Origin of the sequence: Bifidobacterium merycicum DSM 6492 (genome assembly GCF_900129045.1) — a bacterium.
In the GTDB taxonomy this organism is placed as follows: Bacteria; Actinomycetota; Actinomycetes; order Actinomycetales; family Bifidobacteriaceae; genus Bifidobacterium; species Bifidobacterium merycicum.
Window position 1 is genome coordinate 128,446 of record NZ_FQTX01000001.1, and the last position, 17,036, is coordinate 145,481.

Consider the following 17,036-nt stretch of genomic DNA (forward strand, 5'->3'; position numbering starts at 1 on the left):
ACCGTCTCCAGCTGTCTACGCTGCGCCTGCGCCGAGAAGGGCGGCACGGCTGCTAGGGTGGTGGATTATGCCGGGAATGATTCTGAAAGAGGATGTGGAAAAGGTGCGCGCGGCCGCGGACCTTTACGACATCGTATCCGCCTCCGTTTCGCTCAAACCTTCAGGAACCGGGACCTTCGTCGGACTGTGCCCGTTCCATGACGAGAAAACCGGCAGCTTCAACGTACGCCCCGCGCTCGGCGTATGGCATTGCTTCGGCTGCGGCCTGGGCGGCGACGTTTTCAAGTTCGTGGAGGAGCAGGAGAACATCGACTTCCGCGAAGCGGTGGAACTGCTGGCCGACAAATACCATATCGAACTGCATTACGAGCAGAACGGTTCCAAGCGCGCTGAACATTCCGGTTCCAAACGCGCCAGGCTGCTGGAGGCGAACGAGGCCGCCCAGCGTTTCTTCGTCAGTCAGATCATGACCAAGGAGGCGCTCGCCGCACGCAAGCTGTTGGGCGGACGAATTTTCACGCAAGCCGATTGCGAACGTTTCGGCTGCGGGTATGCGCCGCAAGGATGGGATAATCTGGTGCGTCATCTTGCGTCCCAAGGGTTCACGCAGCAGGAGATGCTGGATGCGGGCCTGGCCAGGCAGGGTCAGCGCGGCGTCTACGACTATTTCCGAGGCCGCGTCACCTGGCCGATCCGCGATTCGACCGGCCGCACGCTTGGTTTCGGCGCTCGCAAACTGTATGAGGATGATCAGATCGCCGCGAAGTACATCAACACTCCCGATACGCAGCTGTACCACAAGAACCAGGTGTTGTACGGCATCGATCTGGCCAAGCAGGCCATTGTGAAGAAGCGACAGGCCGTGATCGTCGAAGGCTATACCGATGTGATGGCCATGCACTTGGCCGGGGTGGATACCGCCATCGCCACCTGTGGCACGGCGTTCGGCGAGGAGCATGCGAAGATCGTGCGCAGGCTGGTGGCGGATGATTCGATGGGCGCGATCCAACTGGTGGGCCCGCGAAAGGTCGATGGCCAGCCGTTGAGTTCGCGCATCGTGTTCACGTTCGATGGCGATGCGGCCGGGCAGAAGGCGGCGTTGCACGCGTTCGGCCTGGATCCGGCGTTCCTGTCGCAGACGTTCGTGGCAGTGGCCGAGAACAATCTCGACCCGTGCGATCTGCGTATCGAACAGGGTGATGAGGCGGTGCGCTCGCTCGTTACCAATGCGAAACCCTTGTACGATTTCGTCATCGATGCCGCAATCGAGCGGTTCGATACGAGTTACAGCACGGGGCGTCTTGGCGCGGTCAAGGCCACGGCCCCGCTGATCGCGCAGATTCGCGACCGTTCGCAGGTCGACTTGTATATGCGTCAGGCTGTGCGGCGTATCGGCGGCATCGATCTCGATATGATGCGCCGCGAGGTGGAGCGCTGCAAGCGGCAGATGCATGTGCGCGACGAGGATGCGTATGCGCCGAAGCGCCGTTTCTCCTCACCGCAGCGGGATGATAGAACCATGACGTCCGAGCGCAAGCGGCTTATCGAACGTGGGAATGCGGGGCGGCAGACGTTCTACCGTATGGATGATGCCGTGTTCATCGCCGAGGAGCAGTTCATGGCCGTGCTCATCCAGATCCCCAATGCCATCAACCGTGAATGGTTCGCGTCGTTGACACCGTCCAGTTTCGAAACCCCGATTTTCCGCACGCTGTTCCAAGCGGTGGCTGCCGCGGGCGGCCTGCCGGAGGTCACCACCCCACAAGGCCTGTGGATGCATAATCTCACCAAGGCCGGTGGGCCGATGCTCGAATCGGCGATCAACGAACTGGCCGTCATGCCGTTGCCACTTGCGGATGGCTCCACGGGCGGCGGTGACGTGCAGGGCGGGGGAGTGCAGAATGGCATGCAGGGCCCAGCTCCGGCGACCAAAGCCGAGCTGCAGTATGCCTCGGAGCTGCTTGCTCGGCTGCTGGATATGGGTCTGATGCGCCGCATCGCCTCGGCTAGGGCGCGTATGTCGCGCCTGCCGGACGGCGAGGAGAAGATCGCGTTGCTGGGTGCGATCACCACCATGGAGGCGTCGCGTAAGAACCTGCAGAACCAGGTGCACGGCAATACCGTCGACTGAGCCGACGCGATCGCTTCCGATATTCGATGGATATCCGGGAACCCGACGAATGCCTATTGGATGTCTATCAGCTGTCTGAAGGGTGTACGACGGGTGAATCGCCAGCAACGCCGGAGTAATGCGTAGGTATGGCATCGAGTAAAGTAAGTATGGCATTTGAAAAGAAAACCCGTGGCGCACAAGGGGTGCACTACGGGAGTGCATGGAGGAATGGATGCGGCATCTGCTGGTCAACGTCCTGAAGAATGAGACCATTCTCGTCGTTGCTTCTATACTCGCGTTGATCTCGTGCTTCATCGTTCCCCCGGACGGTGAATATGCGGGCTACATCCACGCCAGCACCATTTCGCAGCTGATCTGTCTCATGATCGTGGTCTGTGGCTTCCAGCGCATCGGCGTGTTCCGCATCATAGGCTCGCGTCTTCTGGAACATGTGGGGAGTCTGCGAGGGCTGGTGGTCACGCTGGTGGCGCTGACGTTCTTCTCTGCGATGCTCATCACCAACGACGTCGCTTTGGTCACCTTCGTTCCCTTCGCCGTGGCGGTGCTGCTCATGGCGGACATGGGGGAGAGAACCATATTGGTGGTCACGTTGATGACCATCGGCGCGAACGTGGGCAGTATGCTCACCCCTATCGGCAACGCGCACAACCTGTATCTCAAAGCGCTCACTGGTATGCCGGCAGGTGAGATGATCGGCATCATGGCACCGTATTCCGCAGCTGCGGCGGTGCTGTTGCTCATCGTCATCTTCTTCGCTTTCCCCAAGCTTCCCGTTTCCGAACTCAGCGATCTGGAAACCGGTGTGCTCGCCCCCGAACGCGGCAAACATCAGCCCGATGAGATCCGCATCACCGGTTACGGCGCAGGCTACGGTGGTTGGCGCACCGTGGTGTATGCGGTGCTGTTCATCGTCTGCTTGTTGGCGGTATCCGATTTCATCCCACTGTGGGTGATGTGCGTGATCGTCGTGGCCACCTTCCTGGTGACCGATCGCCGCGTGTTCCGTTACGTGGATTGGGGTTTGCCGCTTACGTTCTGCATGTTCTTCATCTTCATCGGGAACATGAAGCGCGTACCGGAGTTCTACCAGCTGGCCCAGACGCTGGTCGGCGGTCATCCGCTGGAAGTCGCCGTCGTGTCCAGCCAGGTGATCAGCAATGTGCCTACCACGCTGCTGCTGTCCGGTTTCTGCGACCAGTGGCGTTCGCTCATCATCGGCACGAACCTCGGCGGTATGGGCACCCTGATCGCGTCCATGGCCTCGCTCATCTCCTATAAGAACGTGGTGCGCCAGTATCCGGATCGCAAGGGACGCTATCTTGCCGTGTACAGTGTGGTGAACGTGCTGTTCCTCATCGTCCTCGTCGGATTGAGCTGGATCATCGAGTAGTAGGTGTCTGCAGACGTATACGCGGTTTCCGTGGCAGCCTTCCATATGGGTGGGATGCGGTCCGGAATGCGAAAAACAGGCACATGCGCAGCGTGTCTATTTATATACCCCCCATTATGATAGGTGTGGTTTGGCCCCGTAGCTCAGCTGGATAGAGCATGTGACTTCTAATCTCAGGGTCGCCGGTTCGAGCCCGGCCGGGGTCACGATCGGTCCTTGGAATCCAATGATTCCAAGGACTTTTGTATATTGTCCGATTTTCGTGCGGCATATTTGTGTGTGATGGCTGGTGCCGGTCACCTTGTTTTCGGCAGGGGAGGAGTAGGTTTGCCGGGAGGTACCCGTTCAGGTCGTTCTGGCAACGTTTGCACCATGAGGGCAGTGTTTGCGCCGACAGACGGACGGATATACGAAACGTCGCGCAGTATTCGGGTATAGTGGGCTGCGCAACGAAGCTTTTGGTCATTCGAAAAAGAGGCATCACATGACTGCAAACCATACCGAATCCAATGCGGCGGGCACCAGAGGACCCGCATTCGACCAGCCGTACCCGAACATCTCCTTCAAGGAAGCATACGTACGCATGTTCAAGAAATGGCGTGTGTTCTCCGGGCGCGCGTCCCTCGCCGAATACTGGTGGTCCGTGCTGTACATCTGGATGGTGAACGCCATATTCCTGGTGATGTACTTCTTCTACGAGAGCTTCGAATACGCGCTTGTGGGATGGCTGATAGTCGTCATCATCCCGAAGCTCGCGCTCACCGTGCGCCGCTTGCATGACGCCGATATGCCAGGCTGGTGGGCTGCGTTGCCGTGGGTGGCCGGTCTTACCGGCGGGTGGCTGACGGCTTCACCCGTCGCCAAGGTGATCATCGCGCTGGGCATCACTGACCCGGTGCAGTTTGCGGGGACCGCATTCAAAGGCGCGATACAGCAGATTGGCGGCGGCTCGACCGCGGTGGTGATCATCGGTATACTGCTCATGGTCGTCGCGGTGGCCGGGCAAATCGCGCTGGGCTTGAGGCTGAGCAAGCCGGAAGGTGCGCGATGGGATAAGTAGTCGCGGGACCTTGCTGAACCAGACATATGGGCGGTGCGGATGCAATTCCACACCGCCCATATGCGTACAGGCCGGTTGTGTCGGCAGGAGCGTTGTCAGTCGCCGACGATTGCGGAGACGATGCCCGAAACAATCGAAATGATGATGGACGCGAGCACCGACCACCAGAATCCCCGCACGTTCACGCCCACGTCGAACAGGCTGATCGCCAGCCAGGAGGCGAGCCGCATGAACAGCCAGTTGATGATAAGCGACACGATGCCGAAACTTAGTACGGAGAACGGCAGCGCGATCATATGTACGACAGGTTTGATGGAGGCGTTGATCAACGCCATGAACAGGGCGAACGCGGCGATGCCCAGTACCGGCGGGTTGCCGACAACCTCCATGCCGGGGAGCAGCAGCACCGTCACGGCGACCGCGACGGTCATAACGAACCAACGAGTGATGAAATGATCCATAGCCACCATCGTAGAACCGCGGGTGCGCCATTCGTCCCCATCATCGTGCGGGAATCGTGTGGGAATCCGGGGAATCCCACTGTTCACTGCTCGATCTAGTCGATCAGACCCAGCACTGCGTCGACCACCGATTCGATGGTGAGACCATAACGCTCATCCAACTCATCCAACGGCACACGGTCGGTGAACTCCTTGACCGCGCCGAATGTCAGCACATGCGGCGCGACGGCACGCGGCAGGCGACGGTTGGCGCAATAGGTGGCGACCTTCTCTCCCCAGCCGCCCTCGCGCTGGCCGTCCTCAAGTGCGACGATCAAACGATGGGAGCCCATGATGGCATCCAACGCCTCCCCATCCAACGAACCGAACTGACGCGGATCGACCACGGTCGCATCGAACGGCAACGCATCCGCCACCTGCAACGCCAACGGCAACATATTGCCCAACCCCAGAATCGCCACCTCGGAACCATGGCGTACGGCATGCCAGCGCAGCCAATCGGCACCGGTGATTCCACGGCTTTCGCACGTCGCCCGATATACGCTTTGCGCATCCGCCGCGAGCACCGTCTCGCTGGGCACGCGAATCAGGATCGGGCCGGGATGCGCCGAACCGCGACGGGCCGGATCGGTGGCCCAATCAAGCATGCCGAGGAAATCGTAGCCGCTCGTAGGAGCCAAGCAGATCAGACCCGGGATATTACCGAACATGGCGATGTCATATGCGCCGGAATGCGTGCTATCCGAACCGGACAGGCCGCTCAGGAACGACAGCAGCGTCACGGGCTGGCGATTCAACGCCATCTCCTGGAAGAACTGGTCGTAGGCGCGCTGGAAGAACGATGCCGTGGTCGCCACAACGGGTGTGCCGCCGGCCCGGGCGATGCCGGCGGCGAACGCCACCGCATGCGATTCGGTGATGCCGGTATCCACGTAATGCGAGCCCGCACGTTCGCGGAATTCGCGCGTGATGCCGTTGGAGCCCGGTGTGGCGGGGGAGATGATGGTCAGTCCCGGCTCGGCTGCGAAACAGCGTTCCAGTGCGGCCATGGCAAGCTTGCCGTAATGCTTGCGCGGATCGTCCGGCTTGCCCAATGCGGCGTCCGGCGTCTGCCAATGCGAAGCCTCGCAACGCCCGGCATGCGGTTCGCTGCCGGACAGATCGCAATGATCCACCTCGTGGCGGTCATCGGCGGCGGGCAAGCCAAGCCCTTTGAGTGTGTGGATATGCACCACGACCGGATGGTCGATATCCTTCACCTCGGTGAATGCGTCGACCAGCGCTGCCACGTCATTGCCCTGCTCGACATACCGGTAGTCAAGGCCGAACGCGTTGAAGATATTGGGCTGCGCAGTGCCGCCCGATTCGCGCAGACGGGCCAGCGGGCCATACATGCCGCCGAAATCCTCGGCGATCGACATTTCATTGTCGTTGAACACGATGATGAGGTTGCCTCCCTGCTCGGCAGCGTTGTTCAAGCCTTCGAACGCCACACCGGAACTGAGCGAGCCGTCGCCGATCACGGCGATGACGTTGTTGGTCTCGCCGCGGGCGTCACGCGCCTTCGCCAAGCCGCAGGCAAGGGAGATGGAGGTGCCGGTGTGGCCGAGCACGAACTGGTCATGCTCGCTTTCCTCCGGATTCGTGAAACCGGTGGTTTCACCGGCGCGGGCCGGATCGAGATAGGCCTGTGCGCGGCCGGTCAGCATCTTATGCACGTAGCTTTGATGCGACACATCGAACACGATGCGGTCGTTGGGGGAGTCGAAGACGCGGTGCAGGGCGACGGTGGCCTCCACCAAGCCGAGATTGGAACCGATATGGCCGCCATGCCGGTGCCCGTAGTCGAGCAGCGTCGTACGGATCTCGGCGCACAGGTCGGGAAGCTGGTCGGCTCTCAGGGCCTTGACATCATCGGGTCCCGTGATACTTCGCAGCAGCCCGTCGTGCATATGTCCACTCCTTCTCACGATGCTTCGGTGTTCCTCACTCCAAATGGCACATCATACAGCCGCATGCCGCGCAGCGCCCGACTATTCCGCAAATGCTCCCAACTTCCCCCACATACGGGGGTGTGTTCCCAATGACTTGCGGCGAGGGTAGAGTGAGACCGTATTCTCAATAAACGGAGGTAAATGATAATGAGCGAAAGCAAGCCCGAGGTTGCCGTGGTCATGGGCTCTTCCAGCGATTGGGAGACGATGAAGCACGCCTGCGAGATCCTCGACCAGTTCGGCGTCCCCTATCACAAGCAGGTCATTTCCGCCCACCGCACGCCGGAACTGATGGGCGAATTCGCTCACGCCGCACGCGGCAACGGTTTCAAGGTCATTATCGCGGGAGCGGGCGGCGCCGCCCACCTTCCCGGCATGATCGCCGCGCAGACCACGCTCCCCGTCATCGGTGTTCCGGTGCGCTCGCACGCCCTGTCCGGCTGGGATTCGCTGCTGTCCATCGTGCAGATGCCGGGTGGCATCCCCGTGGCCACCACCGCGGTCGGCAATTCCGGTGCCACGAACGCCGGCCTGCTCGCCGTCTCCATCCTGTCCACCACCGATGAGCGTCTCGCGCAGGCGCTGCAGGAATACCGTGATTCGTTGAAGGAGAAGGTGGCGGAATCCAATGCCCAGCTTGTCTGAAGAAACCAGCGGGCGCGTTGAGCGCCTGATGCCGGGTTCGACCATCGGCATCATCGGCGGTGGCCAGCTTGGCCGCATGATGGCGCTGTCCGCACGATACATGGGCTTCAAGGTCGGCGTGCTCGACCCGACCACCAACTGCCCGACCGCGCAGGTCGCCGACTTCCAGATCACCGCGGAATACGATGACAGGACCGCCATCCACGATCTCGCCGTCAAGTCCGACGTGCTCACCTACGAGTTCGAGAACGTGGACGCCGATGCCATCGATGAGGTGCGTGGCCTGGCCGCCGTCCCGCAGGGCACCGACCTGCTGCGCGTCACGCAGGATCGCGTGAACGAGAAACGCTTCATCAACGAACATGGCACGCCGACCGCGCCGTGGCGCGAAGTCAACGATTTCGACGAACTCGACGCCGCGCTGGACGAGATCCACTACCCGGCGGTGCTCAAAACCCGTTCCGGTGGCTATGACGGCCACGGCCAGACCGTGCTCAGGTCCGACGCCGATCTGGAACAGGTTCGCGCGCGCGGCGACCGTGGCGGCGGTTTCCCGCCGAGCATCCTCGAAGGATTCGTGGATTTCGCGTTCGAGGCGAGCATCCTCGTGTCCGGCAACGGCAAGGATTTCGTCACGTTCCCGATCGTGCGCAACGAGCATCGCAACAACATCCTGCACATGACCATCGCGCCCGCCGAGGTGAGCGAGGAAGTCGCCCGCAAGGCGCATGAGCTTGCGCTGCGTCTGGCCAAGGGCTTCGAACTCGCCGGCACGCTCGCCATCGAGCTGTTCATCACCAAGGATGACGAGGTGATCGTCAACGAACTCGCCCCGCGTCCGCATAATTCCGGGCATTACACCATCGAGGCCTGTTCGTTCGACCAGTTCGACGCGCATGTGCGCGGCATCGCAGGCTGGCCTCTGGAACAGCCGAAGCTGCTGAGCCCTGCCGTCATGGTCAACGTGCTCGGCCAGCATGTGGAGCCGACGCGCGCCCTGATCGCCACGCATCCCGAATGGAACGTGCACGATTACGGCAAGGCCGAGGTCCGTCACGATCGCAAGATGGGTCATATCACCGTGCTCACCGACGATACGGCCGCCACCGTCGAGGCGCTCGAGGAAACCGGGTGCTGGGCCGATCTCGATCCGCGAGCGACGGCCGAGGCGTGATGCCGGCGATGGTGGAACATATCGAACGGCAAACCAAACAGAAGGATGCGATCAGGAATCAGCTTGCGGGCTGCGAGGAGTTCCTCTCCGCGCAGGATCTGCACCGCAGCCTGCAGGATTCCGGCATCCGCATCGGTCTGGCCACCGTCTACCGGCAGTTGAACTCCCTGGCCGAATCCGGCGCGGTGGACACGATCCGATTGGACGGCCAGCAGCTGTTCCGCCTATGCGGGGACGACGCGCACCATCACCACATGGTGTGCACCGGGTGCGGGCGTACCGTGGAGATCGAATCCCCGGGGGAGAGCTGGCTTCGCGGCATCGCGGAAAAGCACGGGTTCACCATCAAAAGCCACACCATCGAGGTGTTCGGCCTGTGCTCGGATTGCCGCAACAAGATGGAACACGGTGAATGAACTGTGGCTGATTCGCATGGGCGCTGGCGTGGTCGGCGCCCATGCACTACGCTGAGAGAACGCAAGAGAGAACAAGAAGAAAAGTCAAGAGATCCACTGCGACGCCGAGGCATGACGCGTTAATAGCTGAATATTCGATTCGAACGAAGAGAAGCGTATGGAAAACCAAGAAGCGGAGATCACATTGAAAAGCCCCAGGAAACCGTTCCCCGGCTGGTTGTACGGCATCCTGTTCGTCGTATTCGACGCCATCGGCGTGGGCGTGCTCGAATGGGGCGTCACCGCGACGTCCCGCGTCAAACTGTCCAGCCCGACCATCGGTTGGGGTTTCGTCACCAAGATGTGGACGGATTTGAATTTCGTCGCCGTGCTGAACCTGCTGATCTGCGGCATCGTCTACCTGATCCTGCTCATGATCTGCAACCGGTTCTGGGTCGCCACGCCGATATATCTGGCGATCGCGATCATCATCGCGGTCATCGAACATTTCAAGATCGTCATCCGCTATGAAGCGGTGCTTCCCTCCGATCTGAGCTTCCTGAAATCCGATACGGGCAATCTCATGAGCTTCATGCCGGCAGGCGCGCACTGGGTGATTCTCGGCGCGGCCGCCGGGTTCCTCGTCCTGCTTGGCCTGTGCCTGTACCTCAACCGCATCGACGGCCGTCATGGTCGCATGTTCCGCTCCTCCGACCGTCGCACGGGTCTGGTGAACGCTTCGGCCCGCATCCTGCTGGTGATCCTCCCCGCCGGTTTCCTCGGCGCATACGCCATGCAGGCCGGAACCGTGGGATCCTGGGCCAACAACTTCAACCTCGCCATGGGCGATCAGGTATCCATGTGGGATTCCGTGTATGACGCGCAGCGCAACGGCCCGATTGTCTCCTTCCTGCGCCAGCTCAACCCGAAGGTGATGGAGAAGCCCGCAGACTACTCCGAAGCGACGATGAAGAAGGTCGCCGAGCGGTACAGCAAGGACGCCGACACCATCAACGCCAAGCGCAGCGCCAATCTGAACGATTCGACCGTGGTGTACATCCTGTCCGAATCCTTCTCCGACCCGAGCCGAGTGCCGGGCCTGAAGGTCAACAAGGATTCCATGCCGAACATCCGCAAGATCAAGGAGCATACGACCTCCGGCTACATGCTGTCGTCCGGGTACGGCGGCGGCACCGCCAACCTCGAATACATGGGATTGACGGGCATGAGCATGGCCAACTTCGACTCCTCGCTGTCCAGCCCCTACCAGCAGTTGGTGCCGGGGCAGCATTGGACGCCGACGATCAACCAGCTGTGGGGGGCGCCGAAGAACTCCATCGGCGTGCACCCGTACGAGTCCTCGATGTATTCGCGTGCCACCAACTACAAGAAGTTCGGCTTCTCGCACTTCTACACGCTGACCGGCCCGGACATCATCTCCCATCAGGACAAGCTGGGTACCAGCCCGTACGTCTCCGACGCCTCCGCATATGAGAGCACGTTGGAGGAGCTGCGCAAGACCAAGGGCAGCCAGTTCATCCAGCTCATCACCATGCAGAACCACATGCCGTACCACGATTGGTACCCGAACAACGAGTTCACTGCCGAATCCACCACGGGAACCCCGCTGGGCAAGAATGAGAAGGAATCGATCCAGACCTATCAGAAGGGCGCCGCGATCACCGACAAGGAGACGGAGAAGTTCCTCAACCAGCTCGACAAGATCGACAAGCCCATCACCGTGGTCTTCTACGGCGACCACCTGCCGGGCATCTATTCGACGGCCAGCGAGGATGAGAACAATTCGCTCGCGCTGCATCTGACCGACTACTTCATCTGGTCGAACAAGGCGTCCTCGTCCCAGGGCAACAAGGTGGAGAACAGCGAATACACGTCGCCGAACTTCTTCATGGCGCAAGCCGCCGAGCATATGAACGCCAAGGTGTCGCCGTTCATCGCGTTCCTGACCGAAATGCATGGGAAGATCTCCGCCATGGAGCCTCCGGTGGTCAACAAGATCCAGGGCTGGCAGCGCATCCCCGAAGGCCAGAGCCTGTACTTGAACGCGTCGGGCAAGCCGATGGTCGAAAGCGATTTCGACAAGGAGACCCAGCAGTTGGTCGACGACTACAAGCTGATCCAGTACGACATCACCGCTGGCAGCAACTATCTGAAGGATCTGGGATTCATGGACCTGCCGAAGCGGTAACGCGACGGAATCCTGATCGTGCGCGGCTCTTCCCGTCGACTTCCAAAAGTCGGGGAGGTCCGCGCATGTGCGTCGAATGCCGGACTGTCAACGGGTTAATCGTTTTATCGGCGGTATGCTGGTGGGAAAAGGAGCGTCCGGCAGTGTGGTCTCGGCGATGGGAACGAACCCGAGACCCGTCGACGCATGACGAGCGGTTTCGGAAAGGGGCGGATCATGGCGGTCAGGGTCACGTTGAAGGATGTCGCGGCGGCTGCCGGGGTGTCGCCGGCGACGGTGTCGTTGGTGCTTAACGGCAAGCCGGTGCGAATCTCGGACAAGCGGCGCGAACGCATCCTGCATGTCGCCTCGACGATGCACTACCGTCCCAACCAGTCGGCCCGTACGCTGGTCACCCGCCGTTCGAATATGGTGGGGCTTGTGGTCCCCGACATCGAGAACATGTTCTTCTCGTCGTTGTTCAAGACATTGGAGGATGTGGCCATCCGCGACGGGTATTCGTTGATCGTGGCCAACAGCGACGATTCGCGGGAACGTGAGCATGCGCTGATCACAGGCGTGGCCGCACGCGGCGTTGATGGCCTGTTCCTGGTGCCGGCGTTGGAATCATGCGCGGATGGGGAGGCGTTGCGCCGGGACGTGGAGGAATGCCCGTGCCCGGTGGTGTTCGTGGATCGCCTGGTGGATGCCGGATACTGCGACGGCGTGGGGGTGGATAATGCGGAAGGCGGACGTCTTGCCGCCGAGGCGCTGCTCGCATCCCTGGGCATGGATGCCGACGGCAAGCCGATTTCCCGTTCCGCGCGGACCGGCGGGGCCGGGGGAGTGCGGCCGGGGCGTATCGGCTGCGTGTGCGTCGAGCGCCCGGACGGCTTGGCGGATCATAGACTCCACGGCTTCGTCGAGGCGTTGGGGCGGGCCGGCGTAACGCTTGATGACGACTGCGTGGCGATGGGCGACTACCGGTATTCCAGCGGTTATGATGCCGCTGATCGACTGTTGGATGCCGGTGTGACGGCGGTGTTCTGTGCAAACGACCTGATGGCGATGGGCTTGCGCAAGCGGGTGGAGGAGCGCGGTCTGCGCGTGCCCGAGGATGTGTCGATTGTGGGGTATGACGATATTCTGGCGCGGTTCGGTCTGTCGAACGATCTCACCACGATCTCGCAGAATGTGGATACGCTGGCCACGGAATGCTGGGCCGTGCTCAAACGGCGGTTCGCCGATCCGCATGCGCCGCTGCATGTCGGCATGATCACGCCGCATCTGGTTTTGCGTTCGACGGTGCGCTGAGTTCCAGAGGCCTTTAGTGTCAAGGCTCCGTGAATGATAACGATTTCGCGCAAGGCGCTGATTGGCTGAGGTTGCTAATACAGTATGTAACGCATACAAGGCTTTACACTGATTCGCGGAGACCTGAGACTACTTGAAAGAGGCTAACGGATAATGTTCCCAAAGGGTATTGCGAGAATCGCGGTCTGCGTGTCCATGATTGCGATGACGGTTTCCGCTACGGCGGTTCCCGCATATGCATTGCAGGATACCGCAATCGACGGTTCCGCGGCGCAGCATGGTTTCGCCATGCAGACGGACAATGAACAGAACTCGGGGAAGAGCATGCCGGATAATCCGGATGCGAAGCTTCCGAATACAGTGAGCGCGAAGATCCCGGATGATTCCACCGTGGTCTCGGAGCAGCTCGCCGCCACGCCGGATGGAACCGTCAAGAACCTCGAGACAGGTGAAACGGTGACCGATACGACATTGGTCGGTACGCAGGATCAGCAGCCGGATCCGTTGGCCAAAACGGACGGCGAATCATTCATTCCGGTCAGCGCCGAGGATGTCAAGAAGGCCGTATCGGATGCGAACGCGAATGATACCGGGGTCCGGCCGTCCGGATTTGAAAGCAACAGTTACGGCGCGCATTGGGGCACCTATAACGGTACGAAGGCTTTCTTCGATTACAAGAACAACCTGTTCGTGCAGCAGGGCAAGGGCGTGATCGATGTCTCCCAATGGCAGGGTGACATCGATTGGGCCAGGGCGAAGGCCGATGGCGTGGAAGGCGCGATCATCCGTCTTGGCTATGGATCCGACAACGCGGCCGATTCCAAGGCGCAGCGCAACATCTCCGAATGCAAGCGACTCGGCATCCCCTTCGGCATCTACTGGTATTCCTACGCGCATGACGCCAATGGGGCCGCCGAGGAAGGCGAGGATGTGGTCGCCAAGCTTCGGCAGTTCGGCGTGAGCTCCGGCGACCTGCAGTATCCGGTGTACTACGACCTTGAACAATGGACGTGGACCGGGCATACCCCGCCCACCGACCCGAACGTTTATAACGGCATCGCCAACAAGTGGTACGCCGCCCTCCAATCCGGCGGTTACACGAACCTCGGTGTCTATTCCTATACCAGCTACCTGCAGGGGCCGTTGAACCATCCCGACATCCACGCCAAGACCACGTGGGTGGCGCAATACGGCGCCCGCATGGAGTACAACGAGTTCCCGACCAATAGGCGCGGCTGGCAGTACACCAGCTCGGGTCATATCAACGGCATCAGCGGCAACGTCGACATGAGCGCCTTCGGCAACAAGGACTACGAGTCGCTTATCAACATGCTATGGGTCGTCAGGGATGAGGACATCGCGGTCGGGGCATCCGTGAACACCACGGCCAGCAGCCTTGAATACAAGTGGCAGTCATATAACGTGAGCACCGGCACTTGGAAGACCATCGCGGACTGGACATCCGCGAATTGGGCTGGATGGTCCGATAACGCCGGAACCTACTGGCTGCATCTCGAAGTGCGCGACGCCGTTTCCAAGAAGAGCATCGGGGAGAAGACCGTCGCCTTCGCCTACGTGCCCGGAAGCAAGAGGATAAACGGAACATACGCGGCATGGCAGTCGAAGGACGTTCTGCTGGGCGTCTCGTCGAACAACCCCCAAGGCCGCTACAAGATCAAGATCTACGATGTGGACAAGAAGCAGTGGGTGGCAGGTTTCAACGGTCCGTGGGCGACATGGAAGAAGCCGGCCAAGGGCGTGTACTGGACGCATTACGAGCTGTACACATCGACCGGATATCTGGTGGAGACGCGGACATACGCGTTCGGCGTGTGATAGTTCCCACTCCGTATGCGTTGATACGAGTCGGGCCTTCGCATTGCACTGCCAATGCGAAGGCCCGACTCGTATATCGATGAGAAGAATTACTTCATCAATTGCGGATCATCGTCAGGGTGGGAGATGATCTTGTGATCGGCCACATCCTTGAGATGCTTGCCGTACGGCGACTTTCCGTACTTGGTGGCGGCCTCCATGAGCTGTTCGGTGGTGATCCACCCGTTCTCGAAGGCGATCTCCTCGGCCACCGCGATCGGCAGACCCTGCGCCCGCTGGATGGTACGGACGAATTCACCCGCCTCGAACAGGGAATCCATGGTTCCCGTGTCAAGCCAGGCATAACCGCGTCCCAGCGTCTGCACGTTGAGACTGCCGTCCTCCAGATACATCTTGTTCAGATCCGTGATCTCAAGTTCACCACGGGCGGAGGGCTTGACCTGCTTGGCGAATTCGGTGACTCGTGCATCGTAGAAGTAGAGTCCGGTCACGGCGTAGTTGCTCTTCGGGTGCTGCGGCTTCTCGACAATCGACACGGCCTTGTGGTTGTCATCGAATTCGACGACGCCATAGCGTTCGGGGTCATCGACGTAATAGCCGAAAACGGTGGCACCGCGTTCGGCCGACGCCGCTTTGCGCAGCGTCTTGCCGAGACCGTTGCCGTAGAAGATATTGTCGCCGAGGACCAAAGCGCACGGTTCGCCTGCGATGAACTCCTCGCCGATGATGAAGGCCTGCGCCAGACCATCCGGCGACGGCTGCACCTTGTAGCTGAAGTTTACGCCGTACTGGCTGCCGTCTCCGAGGAGACGCTGGAAATTGGGCAGATCCTTCGGGGTGCTGATGATCAGGATGTCACGAATCCCCGCCATCATCAGCACGCTGAGCGGATAGTAGATCATCGGCTTGTCGTAGATGGGCAGCAGCTGCTTCGACGTGACCGTGGTCAACGGGTACAGCCTGGTGCCCGAACCTCCTGCGAGGATGATGCCTTTCATTGTGCGAGCTCTTTCTGAAGGTAACGGTGAAGGGTTTCCTCCCAATCGACCGGGTGGTATCCGGTCGACTCCAATTTGCTCAGGTCAAGGGAGCAATTGTGGGGACGGGGGGCGGCGTTATTCTCACGGGCGTATTCCTCGACGGAATTGGCCGTGAGCTTGGAGGTGTCGGCATCGGCGGCGTCATAGACGATCCTCGCGATGTCGTACCAGCTGGCGACACGGCCGGAACCGGTCATGTTGTAGGTTCCGTAGGGCGCGCTGGTCGACAGAAGGTGGAAGATGGCGTTCGCCATGTCGAAGGTGAAGGTCAGGCGGCCGAACTGGTCACGGGGCGCTTCCGCAGGTTCCCCAGACCGGGCGAGGCTCAACATGCGGGTCACGAAATTGCGTCCTTCGCCGATGACCCAGCTGGAGCGCAACAGGTAGTGCTGGGGGACGTTCTCGATGAGCGCGTCGCCCGCCGCCTTGGTCTGGCCGTAAACGCCCAAGGGGGCGAATCCCTCGTCTTCCTTATGGAATTCGAGTTCGCCGTCGAAAACGTAGTCGCTGGAGATATGGACCAGCGTGATCTTATGATCCGTGGCGACCTTGGCGAGGTTCTTCACGCCCTGCACGTTCGTGCGCCATGCGGTCTTCCGGCCTTCGGTGGTTTCGGCGGCGTCGACGGAGGTGAATGCCGCGGCGTTGATGATGGTACCGTACAGATCCCAGTCGATGCCGTCGAACGCCTTCTCATCCGCGATATCGAAGGTGTCCGAGTCGTGGTATTCGAAGCCATGCAGATCATGGCTTTCCGCGTACTGCCTGATCGCCTTGCCGAGCTTGCCGTTGCATCCGAAGACCATGGTCCGCTTGGGTTCCATGGGCTTGGCGTCCTTGAGCATCGGATGATGCAGGTCGGCCTCGCTGCGCTCGGATTCCTCCAGCGGGATCGGCCACTGGATGTTCAGCTCCGGGTCCGCGAGATTCACGAAGGTGTAGGTCTTCTTCTGCTCGAGGCTCCAATGCGCGTTGACGAGATACGTGTAGGCGGTGCCGTCCTCAAGGGCCTGGAAGCTGTTGCCCACGCCGCGCGGCACGTAAATCGCCTTGGACGGGTCGAGGCAGGTGGTGTACACCTGGCCGAAGCTTTCGCCCGGGCGCAAATCGACCCATGCGCCGAACACGGCACCGGTGGCGATGCTGATGTACTTATCCCACGGCTCGGCGTGGATACCGCGGGTCACGCCCTTCTTCGCGTTGAACGAGATGTTGTTCTGCACCGGTCCGAAATCGGGCAAGCCCAGCGCGGTCATCTTCGCGCGCTGCCAGTTCTCCTTGAACCAGCCGCGGTTGTCGCCGTGCACCGGCAGATCGAACACGATGAGGCCGGGGATGTTCGTCCTTTCGACCTTCAGTTCCTTCTCAAAATCCATGAGTCCTATTCCTTGATAGACATCCGAAA

General features: G+C 60.6%; 13 protein-coding genes and 1 tRNA gene. 10 read left to right on the forward strand and 4 right to left on the reverse strand.

Features of this window, described 5'->3' with window-relative positions; genetic code table 11:
- The first annotated feature begins 67 nt into the window (after positions 1-67).
- From dnaG to BUB29_RS00590, 4 genes are all read left to right on the forward strand, one after another.
- A complete protein-coding gene (gene dnaG, locus BUB29_RS00575) occupies positions 68-2,131 on the forward strand; it encodes a DNA primase (RefSeq protein WP_033523056.1) in 2,064 nt (687 codons plus the stop codon).
- Positions 2,132-2,345: 214 nt separating this feature from the next.
- Positions 2,346-3,524 carry an anion transporter gene (locus BUB29_RS00580; protein ID WP_033523055.1) on the forward strand — a complete coding sequence of 393 codons (1,179 nt, stop codon included), beginning with the start codon at positions 2,346-2,348 and terminating at the stop codon, positions 3,522-3,524.
- A 132-nt stretch (positions 3,525-3,656) separates the two neighbouring features.
- Positions 3,657-3,730, forward strand: a tRNA-Arg gene (locus tag BUB29_RS00585).
- Between the two features lie 278 nt (positions 3,731-4,008).
- Positions 4,009-4,584: a DUF805 domain-containing protein gene (locus BUB29_RS00590; protein ID WP_033523054.1), complete on the forward strand. Its 576-nt coding sequence runs from the start codon at positions 4,009-4,011 to the stop codon at positions 4,582-4,584.
- A gap of 95 nt (positions 4,585-4,679) precedes the next feature.
- Here BUB29_RS00590 and BUB29_RS00595 read toward each other — a convergent pair whose 3' ends face one another.
- Together BUB29_RS00595 and BUB29_RS00600 are read right to left on the reverse strand one after the other, a co-directional pair.
- Positions 4,680-5,045, reverse strand: a complete 366-nt coding sequence (locus tag BUB29_RS00595) for a phage holin family protein (protein WP_033523053.1) — start codon at positions 5,043-5,045, stop codon at positions 4,680-4,682.
- A gap of 95 nt (positions 5,046-5,140) precedes the next feature.
- Positions 5,141-6,997, reverse strand: coding sequence for a 1-deoxy-D-xylulose-5-phosphate synthase (locus BUB29_RS00600; RefSeq protein WP_033523052.1), 1,857 nt, complete (start codon positions 6,995-6,997; stop codon positions 5,141-5,143).
- 189 nt (positions 6,998-7,186) lie between these two features.
- Here BUB29_RS00600 and purE point away from each other — a divergent pair, with 189 nt between their 5' ends.
- From purE to BUB29_RS00630, 6 genes are all read left to right on the forward strand, one after another.
- Positions 7,187-7,684, forward strand: a complete 498-nt coding sequence (purE, locus tag BUB29_RS00605; RefSeq protein WP_033523051.1) for a 5-(carboxyamino)imidazole ribonucleotide mutase — start codon at positions 7,187-7,189, stop codon at positions 7,682-7,684.
- Complete coding sequence (gene purK / locus BUB29_RS00610; protein ID WP_033523050.1) at positions 7,668-8,858, forward strand: 5-(carboxyamino)imidazole ribonucleotide synthase; 1,191 nt, start codon at positions 7,668-7,670, stop codon at positions 8,856-8,858. Before purE ends, purK begins: the two co-directional genes overlap by 17 nt.
- 8 nt (positions 8,859-8,866) lie before the next feature.
- Positions 8,867-9,274, forward strand: a complete 408-nt coding sequence (locus BUB29_RS00615; protein ID WP_033523145.1) for a Fur family transcriptional regulator — start codon at positions 8,867-8,869, stop codon at positions 9,272-9,274.
- Between the two features lie 157 nt (positions 9,275-9,431).
- On the forward strand, positions 9,432-11,462 hold the full coding sequence (locus BUB29_RS00620; RefSeq protein ID WP_033523049.1) for an LTA synthase family protein: 2,031 nt from the start codon (positions 9,432-9,434) through the stop codon (positions 11,460-11,462).
- Positions 11,463-11,678: 216 nt separating this feature from the next.
- A complete protein-coding gene (locus BUB29_RS00625) occupies positions 11,679-12,755 on the forward strand; it encodes a LacI family DNA-binding transcriptional regulator (RefSeq protein WP_033523144.1) in 1,077 nt (358 codons plus the stop codon).
- Between the two features lie 195 nt (positions 12,756-12,950).
- The gene (locus BUB29_RS00630) at positions 12,951-14,591 is read left to right on the forward strand and encodes a glycoside hydrolase family 25 protein (RefSeq protein ID WP_407640896.1); all 1,641 of its coding nucleotides are present in this window, start codon (positions 12,951-12,953) and stop codon (positions 14,589-14,591) included.
- Between the two features lie 89 nt (positions 14,592-14,680).
- Here BUB29_RS00630 and rfbA read toward each other — a convergent pair whose 3' ends face one another.
- On the reverse strand, positions 14,681-15,589 hold the full coding sequence (gene rfbA, locus BUB29_RS00635) for a glucose-1-phosphate thymidylyltransferase RfbA (RefSeq protein ID WP_033523047.1): 909 nt from the start codon (positions 15,587-15,589) through the stop codon (positions 14,681-14,683).
- Positions 15,586-17,007 carry a sugar nucleotide-binding protein gene (locus BUB29_RS00640; protein ID WP_033523046.1) on the reverse strand — a complete coding sequence of 474 codons (1,422 nt, stop codon included), beginning with the start codon at positions 17,005-17,007 and terminating at the stop codon, positions 15,586-15,588. Before BUB29_RS00640 ends, rfbA begins: the two co-directional genes overlap by 4 nt.
- Positions 17,008-17,036 lie beyond the last annotated feature (29 nt).